The organism is Cellulomonas chitinilytica, from assembly GCF_016862675.1.
Classification (GTDB): Bacteria; Actinomycetota; Actinomycetes; order Actinomycetales; family Cellulomonadaceae; genus Cellulomonas; species Cellulomonas chitinilytica.
In genome coordinates, this window is record NZ_BONK01000003.1 from 287443 (window position 1) to 304710 (window position 17268).

The 17268-nt window shown below is 74.4% G+C and carries 14 protein-coding genes; 7 read left to right on the plus strand and 7 right to left on the minus strand.

All coding sequences use genetic code 11. The features are described from left to right. Position 1: 1 nt before the first annotated feature. Complete coding sequence (locus tag Cch01nite_RS06025) at positions 2–826, minus strand: phosphatase PAP2 family protein (RefSeq protein ID WP_203749868.1); 825 nt, start codon at positions 824–826, stop codon at positions 2–4. A 256-nt stretch (positions 827–1082) separates the two neighbouring features. Between Cch01nite_RS06025 and Cch01nite_RS06030 the strand changes: the two genes are divergently transcribed. Then, a complete protein-coding gene (locus tag Cch01nite_RS06030) occupies positions 1083–1658 on the plus strand; it encodes a DUF6529 family protein (protein WP_203749871.1) in 576 nt (191 codons plus the stop codon). A 14-nt stretch (positions 1659–1672) separates the two neighbouring features. Next, complete coding sequence (locus Cch01nite_RS06035; RefSeq protein ID WP_203749874.1) at positions 1673–2179, plus strand: Rieske (2Fe-2S) protein; 507 nt, start codon at positions 1673–1675, stop codon at positions 2177–2179. Between the two features lie 98 nt (positions 2180–2277). Here Cch01nite_RS06035 and Cch01nite_RS06040 read toward each other — a convergent pair whose 3' ends face one another. From Cch01nite_RS06040 to Cch01nite_RS06055, 4 genes are read right to left on the minus strand one after another with little or no spacing between them, the layout of a single operon-like run. Then, the gene (locus Cch01nite_RS06040; RefSeq protein WP_203749877.1) at positions 2278–2949 is read right to left on the minus strand and encodes a class I SAM-dependent methyltransferase; all 672 of its coding nucleotides are present in this window, start codon (positions 2947–2949) and stop codon (positions 2278–2280) included. Then, complete coding sequence (locus Cch01nite_RS06045) at positions 2946–3797, minus strand: ChbG/HpnK family deacetylase (RefSeq protein ID WP_203749880.1); 852 nt, start codon at positions 3795–3797, stop codon at positions 2946–2948. The genes Cch01nite_RS06040 and Cch01nite_RS06045 overlap by 4 nt, the downstream gene beginning before the upstream one ends. After that, complete coding sequence (locus Cch01nite_RS06050) at positions 3794–4558, minus strand: glycosyltransferase family 2 protein (protein ID WP_239069954.1); 765 nt, start codon at positions 4556–4558, stop codon at positions 3794–3796. The genes Cch01nite_RS06045 and Cch01nite_RS06050 overlap by 4 nt, the downstream gene beginning before the upstream one ends. After that, the gene (locus tag Cch01nite_RS06055; protein ID WP_203749882.1) at positions 4555–5766 is read right to left on the minus strand and encodes a putative hexosyltransferase; all 1212 of its coding nucleotides are present in this window, start codon (positions 5764–5766) and stop codon (positions 4555–4557) included. Before Cch01nite_RS06055 ends, Cch01nite_RS06050 begins: the two co-directional genes overlap by 4 nt. Positions 5767–5872: 106 nt before the next feature. Here Cch01nite_RS06055 and Cch01nite_RS06060 point away from each other — a divergent pair, with 106 nt between their 5' ends. Further along, a complete protein-coding gene (locus Cch01nite_RS06060; RefSeq protein WP_203749884.1) occupies positions 5873–6760 on the plus strand; it encodes a hypothetical protein in 888 nt (295 codons plus the stop codon). 4 nt (positions 6761–6764) lie between these two features. After that, positions 6765–7886, plus strand: coding sequence for a carboxylate-amine ligase (locus tag Cch01nite_RS06065; RefSeq protein WP_203749886.1), 1122 nt, complete (start codon positions 6765–6767; stop codon positions 7884–7886). 201 nt (positions 7887–8087) lie between these two features. Here the strand turns inward: Cch01nite_RS06065 and Cch01nite_RS06070 are convergent, their stop codons facing one another. Continuing rightward, on the minus strand, positions 8088–9317 hold the full coding sequence (locus tag Cch01nite_RS06070; protein WP_203749888.1) for an NAD(P)/FAD-dependent oxidoreductase: 1230 nt from the start codon (positions 9315–9317) through the stop codon (positions 8088–8090). Between the two features lie 218 nt (positions 9318–9535). Between Cch01nite_RS06070 and glgX the strand changes: the two genes are divergently transcribed. Genes glgX through treZ form a run of 3 tightly spaced genes read left to right on the plus strand, consistent with a single transcriptional unit; the run spans position 9536 to position 16070 of the window. Next, entirely contained in the window at positions 9536–11788 is a 2253-nt protein-coding gene (gene glgX / locus Cch01nite_RS06075) for a glycogen debranching protein GlgX (RefSeq protein WP_203749890.1), read from the plus strand. Then, positions 11785–14295: a malto-oligosyltrehalose synthase gene (treY, locus tag Cch01nite_RS06080; RefSeq protein ID WP_203749891.1), complete on the plus strand. Its 2511-nt coding sequence runs from the start codon at positions 11785–11787 to the stop codon at positions 14293–14295. The genes glgX and treY overlap by 4 nt, the downstream gene beginning before the upstream one ends. Next, positions 14292–16070: a malto-oligosyltrehalose trehalohydrolase gene (gene treZ, locus Cch01nite_RS06085; protein ID WP_203749893.1), complete on the plus strand. Its 1779-nt coding sequence runs from the start codon at positions 14292–14294 to the stop codon at positions 16068–16070. The genes treY and treZ overlap by 4 nt, the downstream gene beginning before the upstream one ends. A gap of 40 nt (positions 16071–16110) precedes the next feature. On the opposite strand, the gene zapE is transcribed toward treZ, so the two are convergent. Beyond that, entirely contained in the window at positions 16111–17121 is a 1011-nt protein-coding gene (gene zapE / locus Cch01nite_RS06090) for a cell division protein ZapE (RefSeq protein ID WP_203750126.1), read from the minus strand. Positions 17122–17268 lie beyond the last annotated feature (147 nt).

A 17268-nucleotide genomic window follows, 5' to 3' on the forward strand; every position in this document is an offset into this window, starting at 1 on the left:
GTCAGCTCGCGGCGAGCGTCCGACCGTCGTCGACCTCGTCCAGCGGACGGCGCAGGTCGTGCACGGGGGCCTGGGTCGACGCGGGCGGCGGCCGGTGCGCCCGGGACGCGACGACCCAGCACGCCCCGACGAGCACCACGCCGGCCACGGCGTCGAGCACCCAGTGGTTCGCTGTGAGCACCACGACCGACGTCGTCGTCGCGACGTAGCCGAACGCGAGCACCTTGAGCCACCACCGTCGCGCCAGCGCCGCGAGCACGATGCTCACCCACAGCGCCCAGCCGACGTGCATGGACGGCATGGCCGCCACCTGGTTCGTCACCGAGCCCCCGCCCGCCGCGGCCTCGGCGGCCGACGGCCACCAGCCGTACTGCGAGGTCGCTGAGAGCGTGTCCACGTAGCCGCCGCCGACGAGGCGCGGCGGCGCGGTCGGGAAGAAGTAGTAGCCGAGCAGCGCGACGAGCGTCGCCGCCATGAGCGCGGTCCGGGCGGGCCGGTACAGCACGGGGTGCTTCCGGTACAGCAGGACGAGGACGGCCGGCGTCACGACGAAGTGCATCGTCGCGTACCAGTACGACGACGGGACCGCGAGCCACGTCACGGGCGTCACGATCGTGTTGAGCCACAGCTCGACGTCGAGGTGCAGGTCGCGCTCGACGCGCAGCAGCTGGTCGGCGTGCTCGCGCGCCGCACCCCACTGCCCCCCGACGGCGAGCCGCGTGGCGCTGTACGCGACGTACAGGCCGACCACGAGCGCGAGCTCCCGCAGCGCGGCGGCCCGCGAGCGGGTGGTGGCGGGCCGATCGGCCTGGGTGGCGGTGACCACGGACGTCCTTCGTCTGGTGACGGCGCCTGGCGGTCCGAGCAGCGCACCCCGGGGGCGAGGCGCAGCCGTCAGGCCCTTGTCGAGCGCGTGCGGCGAGACATGTTCTGACACATGTAGCCAGCAGGCTATCCGCAGGTCATGCGCTCGTGGTAGTCGCCGCACGGGGGACGTGAGCAACGCCGCATCCCGGTGCAGCCCTTGCGCCCGGCACCACGGCGGGTGCATACCTGGACGGGACGTGCGGCGGGAGGTCGGCATGGGCGGGGCGGCAGCGGTCGACGAACGCGTGACGCCGACGCGCCAGTGGGCGCTCGCCGCCGTCGGGGCCCTGGGGCTCGCCGTCTCCGCGGGCCTCGCCGCCTACGCGCGCGTGCACCCGGGGAACGGTGCGGCCCTGACGACGCTCGGGTTCAGCGGCATGCTGCAGATGAAGGCGTGGCTGACGACCGCCGCCGCGGTGCTCGTCGTCGTCCAGGTCCTCAGCGCCCTGGCCATGTGGGGACGCCTGCCCGGTGTCGACCCGTCCGCACGCTGGGTCTCCCCCGTGCACCGGTGGACCGGCACCGTCGCGTTCCTGCTCACCCTCCCCGTGATGTTCCACTGTGTCTGGTCGCTCGGGGTCACGGACGACGACGCCCGCGTCGTCGTCCACGCCGTCGCCGGCTGCCTGCTGTACGGGGTGTTCGCCGCGAAGATGCTCGCCCTGCGGCTGCCGTCCCTGCCTCGTGGGACGGTCCCGCTGCTCGGCGGCCTGCTGGCGGCGACGCTGCTCGTCGTCTGGTTCAGCTCGGCGCTGTGGTTCTTCACCCGCTCCGGGTACGCGCTGGTGTGAGCAGGGAGGCGGAGATGGACGACGACGCGCCCGGTCCGGGCCGGCGCGCGGTCCTCGAAGGGGCGGGGGTCGTGGTCGTGGCCGGCGTCGTGGGGTTCGTCGGGTTCCAGGCGATCGCGCCCGCGGCAGGGTCGGGGCCCGTCGGGTACCCGGGGTCGGACGACGGGGGCGGGGACGACGGGGGCAGCGACGACAGCGGAGGTGGCGGCGGTGACAGCTCAGGTCACGGTTCCGCCTCGGACCGCCTCGCGCCGCTCGACGACGTGCCCGACGGCGGCGGGCTCGTCCTCGCCGACCAGAAGGTCGTGCTCACGCGGGACGGCGCGACGGTGCACGCGTTCTCCGCGGTGTGCACCCACCAGGGGTGCCTCGTGCGGGACGTGCGCGGCGGCGAGATCCACTGCCCGTGCCACGGCAGCGCGTTCGACGCGACGACCGGCGACGTGGTGCAGGGACCGGCGAGCACGCCTCTGCCGCCGGTGGCCGTCGAGGTGCGCGACGGGGAGGTGGTGAGGACGTGAGGCGGCGACTCGTCGACCGGCTGCCCACGCTGGTCTGGCTCGCGGGTGCGGGCCTCGTGCTCGGTGCGCTGGTCGCCGGGCTCCTCGTGTGACGCCGGTCAGCCGCCGGCGCCGCGCCGGGCCACGAGCAGGTGGTGCGGGTGCACGCGGCCGGCGTCGAGCCGGTGGGCCTGCACGGACAGGCCGAGGTCGGTCAGCCAGCCGGCGGTCGTCTCGGGCGGGACGAAGTCGAACGACGAACCCTCGGTGATGCGCAGCACCTTGACCGACAACGTCTCCTGGAACGCGTTCCAGCGGGCCTTCCACCGCGGCGTCGTGCCCATCTCCTTCACCACGAGCATCCCGCCCGGCGCGAGCCGGGACGCCGCCTCGGCGAGGAGCTGCCGTTGCGCGTCGGCCGGCAGGAGGTACAGCACGTCGACGACGACCACGGCGTCCCACGGTCCCGCCGGCACCTCCCCGTCGGGGGCGACCGCGAGCTCGAGCCGCTCCACCCCCTGGACGGCTGCACGGCCGTGCGCGATCTTGTCGGCGTCGATGTCGACCCCGAGCACCTCGCGGCCCGGCCCCGCCAGGGCCGCGTAGGCGCTGAACAGCCCGTGCCCGCAGCCGATCTCGAGGATGCGGCCGGTGGCCGGGAGCGCGGCGGCGATGGCCGGGAACGGTGCGCTGAACCAGCGGACCCGGGTGTGCACGCGGACGCCGAGCGGTGCGCCACGGAAGAGGGCGAGCGCCTGCCGTCCCGGTGCGTCCGGCCGTCGTGTCGTCATGTCGTCCTTCCGTCGGTCGGCCCGAGGTCCGTGAACCCGCCGAGCCTGTACCCCGCGGACTCGATCCGGCGGCGCACGGCCGGGTCCGTGAGCATGGCGAGCTCGTCGGCCCAGCGGTACGACCAGTCGAACGGTCCGAGGTCCGGGTCGTCCGGGACCGACGGGTGGGCGTTGATCTCGACGGAGGCCGCGCCGCGGCGGGCGACGGCGTCGAACGTGCGACCGAAGCGTGCGACGTCGAGCCTGCCCGCCTCGTCGAGCCCGGCGTAGTCGCCCGGCGACACGCGACCGGCGCGCTGCAGCGTCCGCGCCGTCCGGGCCGCCAGCACCGAGACGCCGAGCCCGAGGGGACCGTGCCGGTGGCTGCGCGGCAGGCGGACGGCCGCCACGCCCGCCGCGACGGCGAGCTCGGCGACGACCTTCCCCACCGTGGGCCACAGGTGCGTGTGCTGGTGCGTGTCGAGGTGCGTCACGGGCACGCCGATGCCACGCACCCGCTCGAGCTGGGCCGCCAGCTCGCGCCGGACGTCGTCGGGGTCGATGCGTCCGGCCAGTCCGCGGGCCACCACGGTCCGGTAGCTCAGGGGGAACCGGCCCGTCGCGTCGACGAGCGTCGGCACCTCACGCGCCGACAGCAGCGGCGGGTCCTCCCCCACGATCGCGAGATGCGCCCCGACCTCGAGCGCCGGCAGGTCCCGGAGCATCGCGGCCGCGTCGTCGAAGGCGCGACCGACCGCGAGCACCGACGTCGCCGTCACGACCCCGTCCACGTGCGCGCGCCGGACCGCCTCGTTCACGCCGACGGTCAGGCCCAGGTCGTCGGCGGTGACGATGAGCAGACGGGTCACGAGTGACCGCGCGCCACGACCGGCGAGATGCCCCGCAGGTCGCGACGGAGCTGGAACATCTCCCGCACCATCGCCCGGATGACCGCGACGGACGACAGCGTCGAGACGCCGCGCGTCCGCGGGAAGTAGTCGACCCCGATCTGCAGGATCTGGAACCCGGCCTTCTGCGTGCGGACGACGAGCTCCGCGTCGATGAACGAGCTCTCGCTCACGAGGCTCACGTGGTCGAGGACCTCGCGACGGCACAGCTTGAACGCGAAGTTGATGTCCCGCAGCCGCGTCCCGAACAGGAGCCGCACGAGGCCGTTGTAGAGGAACGAGTACACGGCCCGACGAGGTCCCTCGCCGGTCCGGTCCAGCCGGTAGGCGCTGATCATGTCCGCCTCGTACGTGCGCAGCACCCGCAGCGCCCGGGACACCTCGGTCATCTCGAACGGCAGGTCCGCGTCGGTGTAGAGGACCACGTCGCCGGACGCCGTGGCGAAGCCGCTCTTGATGGAGCCGCCGAGCTTGCGGTTGCGCTCGTGGTGGACCACGACGACGTGGCGGTCCTCGGCGGCCAGCTCGTCCGCGATGGCGCCGGTCCGGTCCGTCGAGGCGTCGTCGACGACGACCAGCTCGTAGTCGAGGACCTGGCCGCTCGCGACGAGCTCCTCGCACTCGAGGCGCGCGGCGTCGATCGCGCGACGGATGTACAGCTCCTCGTTCCACATCGGGAAGAAGATCGACAGCCGCTTGAACGGCTCGTGGTGGACGGTCACGACACCTCTACAGATCTTCCGAAGAGCCAGGTCAGGACGAGCAGCAGGGCGGCGCTCGCGCACAGCACGGCGACGAGCACCCAGCGGCGACGTCGGGTCGCGAGGAAGTCACCCGCGGCGGCGAGCGCCGGGAACGCGACGAGGGCGTACCTGCCGGTCCCCATGAAGTCCTTGGTGCCGAGGATCGGGATCGCCAGCACCACGGCGGCGTACGCGAGGTAGCCCCACCCGAAACGTTGCCACACCCGGCGCAGCAGCAGCACGGCGCACAGGCAGACGACCGCCTGGATCGTCAGCAGGATCGCGATGTCGCGCGGGCCCTTCACAAGGGTGCCCGCGTAGGCGATCTTGAGCCACGTCCGCGGCCCGGCGCCCTGGTCCCAGCCAGGCGCCGACTCGACGGCGACGAACGCGACCGGGTTGCCGAACGCGAGCCACAGGTACACGCACCAGCCGGCGATGCCGAGGACGGACGCCAGGACGCCCAGGTGGCGCGGTCGCACGCCGCGGACCGCCTGCACGAGGTCCCGCGGGCCGACCGGCCCGTCGCCCGCGGCCCGGTCCTGGGCGATCAGCTCGATCGTGCGGACCACCAGGCCGACCACCACCGCCACGCCCACGGGTCGGCCTGCCGTGGCGAGCGCGCCCACCAGCCCCGCGGCGAGGTACCACCGACGCTCCAGGAGCACGAACGAGCCGATCGCGCACAGCAGGAACAGCGAGTCGGCGTACATCGCGCCGTAGAGGAACATCGCGTACGGGTAGAGCAGGAGCACGCCGACGGCCGCCACCGCGGAACGCCGGGGCAGCCGCGTCCACGCCCATCGCGCGAAGAGGAGGACGGCGCCGGCACCGGCGAGGAGCGCGAGCAGTGTGCCGGCTGTCTGGGTGTCGTCGACCACTGCACGCAGCGCGCGCACGCCCATCGGGTAGACGGGGAAGAAGGCGATCGACGACTGCTGTCCCGGCGTGTACGAGTACCCGGACTCCACGATGTGCCGGTACCAGCCCGCGTCGTACTGGTACCAGCCGTCGAGCCACGACGGCGCCCGCAGCGTCGGGTCCGGGTTCTGCCGTCCGCCGTCGGCCGCGGTCACGACGGCCGCCAGCACGGCAGCGACCAGGACGAAGGCACCGAGGACGCGGGCCGTCGGGGCACGTGGCGTCGCGACCGTGGGCGCGCTCGCACGCTCCGCCGTCTGCACCACCGGACCCCCTCGCATGATGTCGACGGATTCGTCGACGGGGGGAGCATAGGGTGTCCCCGGCCTCCAGAAGGTCCGGTCCACGTCCGATTCGCCCAGGAGGTCCAGTGTGCTAGGTGCGCTGGTGTGCGTCGCCGCGGCGGCCGTGTGCTCCGGCACGGCGATCGTGCTGCAGGCCGTCGCCGCCCGTCGGCTGCCCCCGGACGTCGGCCTCGGCACGTCGATGGTGCGGCGTCTGGCCACGGATCGGGTGTACCTCGTCGCGATGCTGCTGGTCGCGTCCGGCTTCGTGCTCGCGGCCGTCGCCCTGCGCTCGTTGCCCCTCTTCGTCGTGCAGGCGGGACGCGCGTCGAGCCTCGGCGTGGCGGCGGTGCTGTCGGTGCTGGTGCTCGGCGCCCGCCTGCGCGCACCCGAGTGGGTGGGGCTGGGGGCGACCGCGGCGGGGCTCGTCGTGCTCGCGCTGTCCGTCGAGGTGACGCCGGCGACGACCGGCGGCACGACGACCGTGGTCGTCGTCGTCGCGACGGTCGTGCTCGTGGCGGCGGGTGCAGCAGCCGGCCTGGGCCGGGCCACGACGGGACGGGGCCTCCTGCTGGCGTGCCTCGCAGGGGGGTCGTTCTCGGTGCTCGCGCTCGCCGCTCGCACCCTGCCCGGCCTGCGCCCGGCGGACCTGCTGACCGAACCCGCCGCGTGGTGCGCGGCGGTCGCCGGCGTGACCGGGCTCGGTCTGTCGGCGCTCGCCCTGCGGCGTGCGCCGGTCGTCACGGTCACCGCGCTCATGGTCGGCGTCGAGACCGTCGTGAGCGCCGTGGTCGGGATCGTCCTGGCCGGCGACCGGGCACAGGCCGGCCACGAGTGGCTCGCGGCCGTCGCCTTCACGCTCGTGGTCGCGGGTGCGGTCCTGGTGGCACGTGCGGGGACGCCCGACGCGGCCCTCCCCGACCGCGCCGTCGACGACCCCGCGCCGGGCGGGACCGCCGCCGCTCGCCCACACTGAGCGGGTGCGGACGCTCGGGGTCGAGGAGGAGTTCCTGCTGGTCACGCCCGACGGCGTGCCGCAGGCCGTCTCGGGCGCCGTGCTGCGGTTCGCGTCCCTCGACCCGCCGGCCGTGCCGGGACCGGGCACCGACGAGCCCGGCGGGTCGATCGAGAAGGAGTTCAAGCAGGAGCAGGTCGAGATCTCGACGCGTCCCCGGCACTCGCTGCGCGACCTCCTCGCCGAGGTGCGGGCGGGGCGCGAGCTCGCCGACGCCTACGCCCGCCGGGCCGGCGCCCGGATCGCGGCCCTCGGCACCGCCCCGCAGCCGGTCGAGTCCACGGTCCTCGCCGACCGCCGGGCGCTGGAGATCCGGGCCCGCTTCGGCCAGACCGCCCGCGAGCAGCTCACGTGCGGGTGCCACGTGCACGTCGAGGTGGCGGACGACGACGAGGGGGTCGTCGTCCTCGACCACCTGCGCACGTGGACCCCGGTGCTGCTGGCGCTCAGCGCGAACAGCCCGTCGTGGCAGGGCCGGACGACCGGCTACGCGAGCTACCGCTCGCAGGTGTGGGGCCGGTGGCCGACGGCGGGACCCACCGCACCGTTCGGGGACGGCGCCGGGTACCACGGGGTCGTCGCCGACCTGCTCCGGTCGGGCACGATCCTGGACGACGGGATGATCTACTTCGACGCCCGGCTGTCGGCGCACTACCCGACCGTGGAGGTCCGGGTCGCGGACGTGTGCCTCGATCCCGCCGACGCCGTCCTCCAGGCGGGCCTGGTCCGGGCGCTCGCGGAGACCGCGGTGCGCCAGGGCCGGCGTCACGACGGTCACCCGCGGACCGAGCTCCTGCGGGCGGCGACGTGGCGGGCGGCGCGGTCGGGCCTCTCCGGCGAGCTCGTGAGCCCCGCGGCCGGGCTCCCCCGGCCCGCGGTCGACGTGATCGGCGAGCTCGTCGACCACGTGCGCGACGCGCTCGTCGACGCCGGGGACCTGGAGCTCGTGGAGCGCCAGCTGGGTCACGTGCTGCGCCGCGGCAACGGCGCCGTCGAGCAGCTCGCGTGGCGGGCGGAGGGCGCGCAGGACGACGAGGTCGTGCGCCGCGCGGTCGACCGGACGGTGCCGGCGACGACCCAGGACTGACGGCGGCCGCGGCGCGGTCGTGGACGCCTCGGTCGACGGGAGGTACAGAGCCGCTCCCGCCGACCGAGTGACCCGCCGCGAGCGGCTCGCCAGACGCCGGCGACGGGTGCCCCGTGGTCGCTCGTCCCAGCGACGACACGGAACGTACCAGCAGGTCAGACGCGTGCGGGAGGTCGGAATCGTTTCGGGTCGGACCGACCGTCACACGAGGTCGGCGAGCGCCACGTCGGGGTCGGCGAGCCGGTCACGGTCGACGACGGCACCGGACCGGATCAGCGCCTGCACGTCGTCCACGACGTCCCACACGTTGACGTTCATGCCGGCGACGACCCGCCCCTCCCGACGCCAGAACGCGACGAGCTCGCGGCTGCCCACGTCGCCTCGTACCACGACCTCGTCGTACCCGTGCGGCCCCACCCACCCCACGTACTCCATGCCGAGGTCGTACTGGTCGGTGAAGAAGTACGGCAGCCGGTCGTACGGCTCGTCGCGGCCGAGCACCGTGGCGGCCGCGGTGGCCGGCTGGTTCAGCGCGTTGGCCCAGTGCTCGACCCGGACGTGGGTGCCGAGCAGCGGGTGCGCGGCACGGGCGATGTCGCCGACGGCGAGCACCTGCGGGTGCGAGGAGCGCAGGTGGGCGCTGACGACCACCCCGTCCTCGACGGTCAGACCCGCGTCGCGTGCCAGCCCGACCCGCGGGGCGGCCCCGACGCCGACCACGACGACGTCGGCGTCCACGCGGGTCCCGTCCGCGAGCACGACCGCTCCCACGCCGGTGCCGTCGCCGGTCGCGACGACCTCGGCGACCTCGGTCCGGGTGCGCAGGTCGACGCCGTTGGCACGGTGCAGGTCGGCGAACATCGCGGCGAGCTCGGGGCCGAGGACGTGCAGCAGGGGCATCGGGTCGCGCACCAGGACGCTGACGTCGCAGCCGGCGCTCCGGGCGGCGGCGGCGACCTCGAGCCCGATCCACCCGCCGCCGACGACGACCACGCGGCGTCCGGGGGTGAGCGCGGCGCGCAGCCGGTCGCTGTCGCCGAGGGTGCGCAGGTACAGGACGCCGTCGAGGTCCGCCCCCGGGACGTCGAGCCGGCGCGGCTCGGAACCGGTCGCGAGGACCAGGTGGTCCCAGCCGGTGCGGCCGCCGGCGGCGTCGACGACGTCGTGGGCAGCCAGGTCGAGCGAGGTGACGGTGGTGCCGGGACGCAGCTCGACGTCGTGCGTCGCGTACCAGTCGGCGGGGTGCACGAAGGCGGCGTCCCGCTCCTCGTTGCCCTGCAGGTACCCCTTGGACAGCGGGGGCCGTTCGTAGGGCCGGTCGGTCTCGGTGCCGATCAGCGTGACGGTGCCGTCGTACCCGCCCGCTCGGAGCGCCTCGACCGTCTTCGCCCCGGCCAGTCCCGCGCCGACCACCACGACCCGACCGCTCACGGGAGACCTCCGTCGCTCGCGCCGCGCCGGGTCCTGTCGACCGCGACGCCGGACGGCCCCAGCGCACCAGCCCCGACGTGCAGGTGCAAGTGCGCGAAGCGCCCGGCGTTGCTGCGCGCAGCGCTCCGATGCAGCGTCGGAGGTGGTGCCGGATGTGACGCGCCACACATCGTCCCGCACCCCGCGCCGACCAGGGACGCTGCTGGCACCCTGGGCAGATGCGCATCTGGCCAGGACGCCCCTACCCCCTCGGTGCGACGTACGACGGCAGCGGGACGAACTTCGCCCTCTTCTCGGAGGTCGCGGAGCGCGTCGAGCTGTGCCTCTTCGACGAGCAGGGCACCGAGACGCGGCTGGAGGTCACCGAGGTCGACGCGTTCGTCTGGCACGGGTACCTCCCCGCGGTGATGCCCGGCCAGCGGTACGGGTACCGGGTGCACGGCCCGTACGACCCCGCGCGCGGGCACCGGTGCAACCCGTCGAAGCTCCTGCTCGACCCGTACGCGAAGGCGATCGACGGGCAGGTCGACGGCGACCCGTCGCTGTACTCGTACCGCTTCGACGCCCCGGACGAGGTCAACGAGGACGACTCGGCGCCGCACACGATGACGTCCGTCGTCATCAACCCGTACTTCGACTGGGGCTTCGACCGGCCGCCGGACCACGAGTACCACGAGTCCGTCGTCTACGAGGCGCACGTGAAGGGGCTGACGAAGCTGCACCCGGCCGTGCCCGAGGAGCTGCGCGGCACGTACGCCGGCATGGCGCACCCGGCGGTGATCGAGCACCTGACGACGCTGGGGGTGACGGCCGTCGAGCTGATGCCGGTGCACCAGTTCGTCAACGACCCGAGCCTCGTCGAGAAGGGCCTGTCGAACTACTGGGGCTACAACACGATCGGGTTCTTCGCACCGCACAACGGGTACGCGGCCTACACGCAGCCCGGTCAGCAGGTGCAGGAGTTCAAGACGATGGTCAAGGAGCTGCACGCGGCCGACATCGAGGTGATCCTCGACGTCGTCTACAACCACACGGCCGAGGGCAACCACCAGGGCCCGACGCTGAGCTTCCGCGGCATCGACAACGCCAACTACTACCGGCTCGTCGACAGCGACCCGGCGCACTACTTCGACACGACCGGCACGGGCAACTCGCTGCTCATGCGCTCGCCGCACGTGCTGCAGCTCATCATGGACTCGCTGCGCTACTGGGTCACCGAGATGCACGTGGACGGGTTCCGGTTCGACCTCGCGGCGACGCTGGCCCGCCAGTTCCACGAGGTGGACCGCCTGTCGGCGTTCTTCGACCTGGTCCACCAGGACCCGGTGATCTCCCAGGTCAAGCTCATCGCGGAGCCGTGGGACGTCGGCGACGGCGGCTACCAGGTGGGCGGGTTCCCGCCGCTGTGGTCGGAGTGGAACGGCAAGTACCGCGACACGGTGCGGGACTTCTGGCGCGGCGAGCCGTCGACGCTCGGCGAGTTCGCGAGCCGGCTGTCGGGCTCCTCGGACCTGTACGAGCACACCGGCCGGGCGCCGATCGCGAGCGTCAACTTCGTCACGGCGCACGACGGGTTCACGCTCGCCGACCTGGTGTCGTTCCACGAGAAGCGCAACGAGGCGAACGGCGAGGGCAACCGGGACGGCGAGAGCTGGAACCGCTCGTGGAACTGCGGCGCGGAGGGGCCGACGGACGACCCGGAGATCAACGTGCTGCGCGGCCGTCAGCAGCGCAACTTCCTCACCACGCTGCTGCTGTCCCAGGGCGTGCCGATGATCGCGCACGGCGACGAGCTCGGCCGCACGCAGCAGGGCAACAACAACGTGTACTGCCAGGACAACGAGCTCGCGTGGGTGGACTGGGACCTCGACGAGGCCCGGACCGGGCTCCTCGAGTTCACCCAGCGGCTCGTGCGGCTGCGCCGCCAGCACCAGGTGTTCCGTCGGCGCCGCTTCTTCGCCGGCCTCCCGGAGCGGGGCGGTGAGTCCGACCTGCGTGACATCGCGTGGCTGTCGCCGGACGGCACGCACATGGAGGACGCGGAGTGGCAGGCGGCCCAGGCGCGGGCCGTGATGGTGTTCCTCAACGGCGACGCGATCGCCGAGCCGGACAGCCGGGGCGAGGAGATCGTCGACGACAGCTTCCTCGTGCTGTTCAACGGCCAGCCCGACGACGCGACGTTCACGCTGCCGCAGGACGACTACAGCGCGATCTGGACGGCGGTGATCGACACGGACTCGAAGTTCTCCCCCGGGGCGACCGCGGCCGCCGGTGAGGCGCTGACGCTCTCGGGCCGGTCCGTCGTCGTCTTCACACGTCCGCCCCTGGAGGCGGGCCCGACCGCGTCGGGCAGCGGCGCGATCGCGGACGCGTCACGGGAGGCCTCGAAGATGACGAAGGGCGCCCAGAACCTGCCGGTGCCCCAGGACCCGCCCCGCCGCCGCAGCGGCTCGTCGCGGACGTCGACGTGACGGACGCGCGCGCGACCCCGGCACGCCGGCTGCCCGCGGAGGGCAGGCCGGTGCCGGTGTCGACGTACCGGGTGCAGCTGGGCGCCGACCTGACGCTCGACGACGTCGCGGCCCAGGTGCCGTACCTCGCCCGCCTCGGCGTGACGCACGTCTACCTGTCCCCCGTCCTGACGGCGGCCCCCGGGTCGACGCACGGCTACGACGTCGTCGACCACGACGAGATCGCCCCGACCCTCGGGGGGCTGGCGGCGCTGCGCCGGCTCGCGGACGCCGCGCACGGCGCCGGCCTCGGCCTGGTCCTCGACATCGTGCCGAACCACATGGCGGTCCCGACGCCCGTGTGGCACAACCGCCCGCTGTGGTCGGTGCTGAGCGAGGGCGCGTCGTCGCCGTACGCGTCGTGGTTCGACGTCGACTGGTCGGCGGGCGAGGGCGACGTGCTCATGCCGATCCTCGGCGACCGGATCGGCGCCGTGCTGGCCCGCGACGAGCTGCGGCTCGACGAGGTCGACGTGCCCGGCGACGGCCCGCGCACGGTGCTGCGCTACCACGACCACGTGTTCCCCGTCCTGCCGGGCACCGAGCAGCTGCCGCTCATCGAGCTCGTCGAACGGCAGCCGTACCGCCTGGCGTACTGGCGCGTCGCCGACGAGGAGCTCAACTACCGGCGGTTCTTCGACGTGGGCACCCTGGTCGCGGTCCGCGTCGAGGACCCGGCGGTGTTCGACGCGACCCACGCGCTCGTGCTGTCCCTGCTCGCCGACGGCACGCTCGACGGCCTGCGCATCGACCACCCCGACGGCCTCGCCGACCCCGCGGGGTACCTGGCCCGGCTCCGCGAGGCGAGCGGCGGGGCCTGGGTGGTGGTCGAGAAGATCCTGCAGGGCGAGGAGCAGCTCCCGCCCGACTGGGACACCGCGGGCACCACGGGGTACGACGGCCTGTGGCGCATCCAGCAGACGTTCGTCGACCCCGGCGGCGCCGCGCAGCTCGGTGCGGTCATGCACCGGCTCACCGGAGACACCTCGGACGCGTTCCCGGCGATCGCGGAGGCCGCCAAGCGCGAGATCGTCGACGGGCCCCTGTACGCGGAGGTGCGGCGGCTGACGGCGCTCGCGGCGGGGATCTGCCGGGAGGACCTGCGCCTGCGCGACCACACCTGGCGGGCGCTCGAGGACTGCCTCGTCGAGCTCCTCGTCGCGTTCGACCGGTACCGCGCCTACGTCGTCCCCGGTCAGGCCGCGCCCGCCGAGGCCGTGGACGTCGTCGAGCAGGCCGCCCGGACCGCGCGGGCCCGCCTGTCCCCCGAGCGGGCCGCCACGATGGACGTCCTCGTCGACCTGCTCCTGGGCCGTGAGGTCGGCAGCGCGGGACTCACCCGGGGGCGTCGCCGCGACGAGCTCGTCGTCCGGTTCCAGCAGACGTGCGGCGCGGTCACCGCCAAGGGCGTCGAGGACACCGCGTTCTATCGCTGGACGCACCTCGTGGGCCTGTGCGAGGTCGGCGGGGAGCCCGAACGGTTCGCGCTGACGCCGACGGACCTCGCGGCGTGGGCCGCGCACCTGCAGGTCGTCTCCCCGCTCGGCATGACGACGCTCACCACGCACGACACGAAGCGCAGCGAGGACACGCGTGCGCGGCTCGGCGTGCTCAGCGAGCTGCCGCACGAGTGGGGCGAGCTCGTCGACGCCCTGCGTGCGACGTCCGCGCCGTACCGCTCGGCGCTGCTCGACGGCCGCACCGAGTACCTCCTGTGGCAGACGCTCGCCGGAACGTGGACCCCGGAGGGCCCGATCTCCGCCGACCGGCTCGCCGAGTACCTCACCAAGGCCATCCGCGAGGCGAAGAGCCACACCACCTGGACGACCCCCGACGCGGCGTACGAGAGCGCCGTGCTGGGGGCGGCCCGACGCGCGCTCGACGACCCGGTGGCACGCGACCTGCTCGCCGCGTGGGAGGTGCGCACGCGTGCGGCGGTCCGGGCCGCGTCCCTCGGCACGAAGCTCGTCCAGCTGACCGTGCCGGGCGTGGCGGACGTCTACCAGGGCACCGAGGTCCCCACCGTGACGCTCGTCGACCCCGACAACCGCAGGCCCGTCGACCACGAGGCGCTCGCGGAACGGCTCGCCCGGCTCGACGACGGCGCCGGCCCGCGGGACCTCGCCGACGAGAAGCTGCTGGTGACATCGCGCGCGCTGCGCGTCCGCCGGGAGGTCCGCGAGGCGTTCGTCGGCCCCGGCAGCGGGTTCCTCCCGTTGGCGCACTCGTCGGGTCACAGCCTCACGTACGCCCGCACCGTCGACGGCGACCCGCAGGTCGCGGTCGTCGCCACCCGGCTCGCCGCCGCGGTGGACCGGCTGGGCGGCTGGGCGGACCACACGGTCGCGCTGCCCGAGGGCGAGTGGCACGACGTGCTGTCCGACCGTCCGGTCGCCGGCGGCGTGGTCGAGGTCGCGCCGCTGCTCGACCGGCTGCCCGTGGCGCTGCTGGTGAGGGCGGTCGAGTGACGCGGGTCTGGGCGCCGGCTGCCGGCCGGGTCGACGTCGTGCTGCCGGCCACGGACGAGCGTCGACCGCTGGCCCGGGCCGGCGGCGGCTGGTGGCGCGGCGAGGACCTCTCGCCGGGGACGGACTACGGCTTCTCGCTGGACGGCGGGCCGGTGCGCCCGGACCCCCGCAGCCGCTGGCAGCCGGCCGGGGTGCACGCTCCGAGCCGCGTGCTCGACCCGTCGGCGTGGACGTGGACGGACGACGGCTGGTCGGGCGTCGACGTCCGCGGGCGGGTGCTCTACGAGCTGCACGTCGGCACGTTCACCCCCGGCGGGACCCTGGACGCGGCCGCGGAGCACCTCGACGAGCTCGTCGCCCTCGGGGTCGACGTCGTCGAGCTGATGCCGCTCGCGGCGTTCGACGGGCCGCGCGGCTGGGGCTACGACGGCGTGGCGATCTCGGCGGTCCACGAGCCCTACGGCGGCCCGGCCGCGCTGCACCGGTTCGTCGACGCCGCGCACGCCCGCGGGCTCGGCGTGTGCCTCGACGTGGTGCACAACCACCTCGGGCCGTCGGGCAACTACCTCGCCGAGTTCGGCCCGTACTTCACCGACGCGCACCACACGCCGTGGGGCGCCGCCGTGAACCTCGACCAGGACGGCGCCGAGGAGGTGCGCCGGTGGGTGTGCGACAGCGCCCTCGGGTGGCTGCGCGACTTCCACCTCGACGCGCTGCGGCTGGACGCGGTGCACGCGCTGGTCGACGGGTCGCCCCGTCACCTCCTGGCGCAGCTGTCCGACGAGGTCGCCGCCCTGGGCGTCGAGCTGGGCCGGCCGTTGTCCCTCGTCGCGGAGTCCGACCTCAACGACCCGTCGACGGTCACGCCGACCCCCGACGGCCTCGGGATGACCGCGCAGTGGGCCGACGACGTGCACCACGCGATCCACGCGCTGGTCACCGGAGAGCGGCACGGCTACTACGTCGACTTCGGCTCCCCGCAGGTGCTGCGCACGGCCCTGACCGGCGCGTTCGTCCACGCGGGGACGTGGTCGACGTTCCGCGGGCGGACCTGGGGCCGGCCCGTCCCGGCCGGCACCGACGGGCACCGGTTCGTGGTGGCGGCCTCCAACCACGACCAGGTGGGCAACCGGGCGCTGGGCGACCGGCCGTCCGCGCGCCTGGACCCCGGGCTGCTCGCCGTCGAGGCAGCCCTCGTCGTCCTGTCGCCGTTCACGCCGATGCTGTTCATGGGCGAGGAGTGGGGCGCGTCGACGCCCTGGCAGTACTTCACGTCGTACCCGGACGCCGAGCTCGGGGCGGCGGTGAGCCGAGGGCGACGAGAGGAGTTCGGCGGGCACGGGTGGCGCGACCTGTACGGCTCGGACATCGACGTCCCCGACCCCCAGTCGCCGGACACGTTCCGGCGCAGCGTGCTCGACCGGTCCGAGACCACGTCGGAACCGCACGCCCGCGTCCTCGACTGGTACCGGCGGGTCGTCGCGCTGCGCCGCTCGGTGCCCGACCTCGCGTCCGGCGACCTGGCGGCGACGGACCTCGCCTGGGGCGACGGCTCCGACGACGGGCCGTTCCGGGGCTGGCTCGTGCTGCGGCGCGGAGCGGCGAGGGTCGTGGCGAACCTGTCCGACGCACCGCGCCCGGTCCGCCTCGACGTCGACGGGCCCGTGGACCTGGCCGAGGCGTGGGAGCCCGTGACGGTGACGGTCGACGGCGACGGCGTCGTCGTGGGCCTCGGCCCACGCTCCGTCGCGGTCCTGGTGCCCCCCGCCGGCTGAGGCCGCCGGCTGAGCCCCGGCCGGCTGAGCCCGCCGGCGGTCAGCCGAGCAGTGCTGCCCCGTCGGCGGCCAGCGACCCGAGGCGGGACAGCGCCCGGTAGTACTTCTTGCGGTACCCGCCGGCGAGCATCTCCGCGGAGAACAGCGCCTGCTCCCCCGCGCCGCCGAGCAGCACCGGGACGTCCCGGTCGTAGAGCCGGTCGACGAGCACGACGAGCCGCAGGGCGACGTCCTGCGTGGGCACGGGCCCGATCCCGGTGAGCCCGACGAGGCCGACGCCGTCGAGCAGCGCGCCGTACCGGCTGGGGTGCACGGTCGCGAGGTGGTCGAGCAGCTGCTCGAAGTCGTCGAGCGTCGCGTCCGGGCGGGTGGCGACGGCGGCGCGGACGGTGTCCTCGCCGAGCCCGTCGGCGTCCGTCACGACGGCGCGGTGCCGGTAGTCGTCGCCGTCGACGCGCAGCACCTCGAACCGGGCGGCGAGCGCCTGGATCTCGCGCAGGAAGTCGTCGGCGGCGAATCGGCCCTCGCCGAGGGAGCCGGGCAGGGTGTTCGACGTGGCGGCGAGGGACACGCCGCGGTCGGTGAGCTCGCGCAGCAGCCGGCTCATGAGCACGGTGTCGCCGGGGTCGTCGAGCTCGAACTCGTCGATGCAGACGAGCCTGCGGGTGGCGAGCGCCTCGACGGTGGGCAGGAAGCCGAGCGCCCCGACGAGGTTGGTGTACTCGACGAATGTGCCGTAGGCGGAGTCGTGCGTCCCGACCGCGTGCGCCAGGGCGGTGAGGAGGTGGGTCTTGCCGACGCCGAACCCACCGTCGAGGTACACGGCGACCGGCTCGGCGGCCTTGCGGAACAGCCCCGCGCGCCGCCCGCCGGACGGGATCGTGCGCGCGGCGGCCCGGAGGCGCTCGACCGCGGCACGCTGGGACGGGTGCGCGGCGTCGGGCACGTACGAGTCGAACGACGCGTCGGCGAAGTGGCGGGGCGGCACGAGCTCGGCGAGCAGCCGGTCCGAGGTGACGACCGGGCGCCGCTCGGTCAGCGAGGGCAGCATGTGCCGCTCGGACGGCTCCGTGCGGGCCGTCGCGGGCGCGACGAGGTGGGCACCGTCCGGGAGGGTCACGCCAGAAAGCGTACGACCGCGTCGGGGGCGGCTCGCGCGGGGGTGACGAGGCTCACGGTGAGCCGCGCCTGGCGTGTC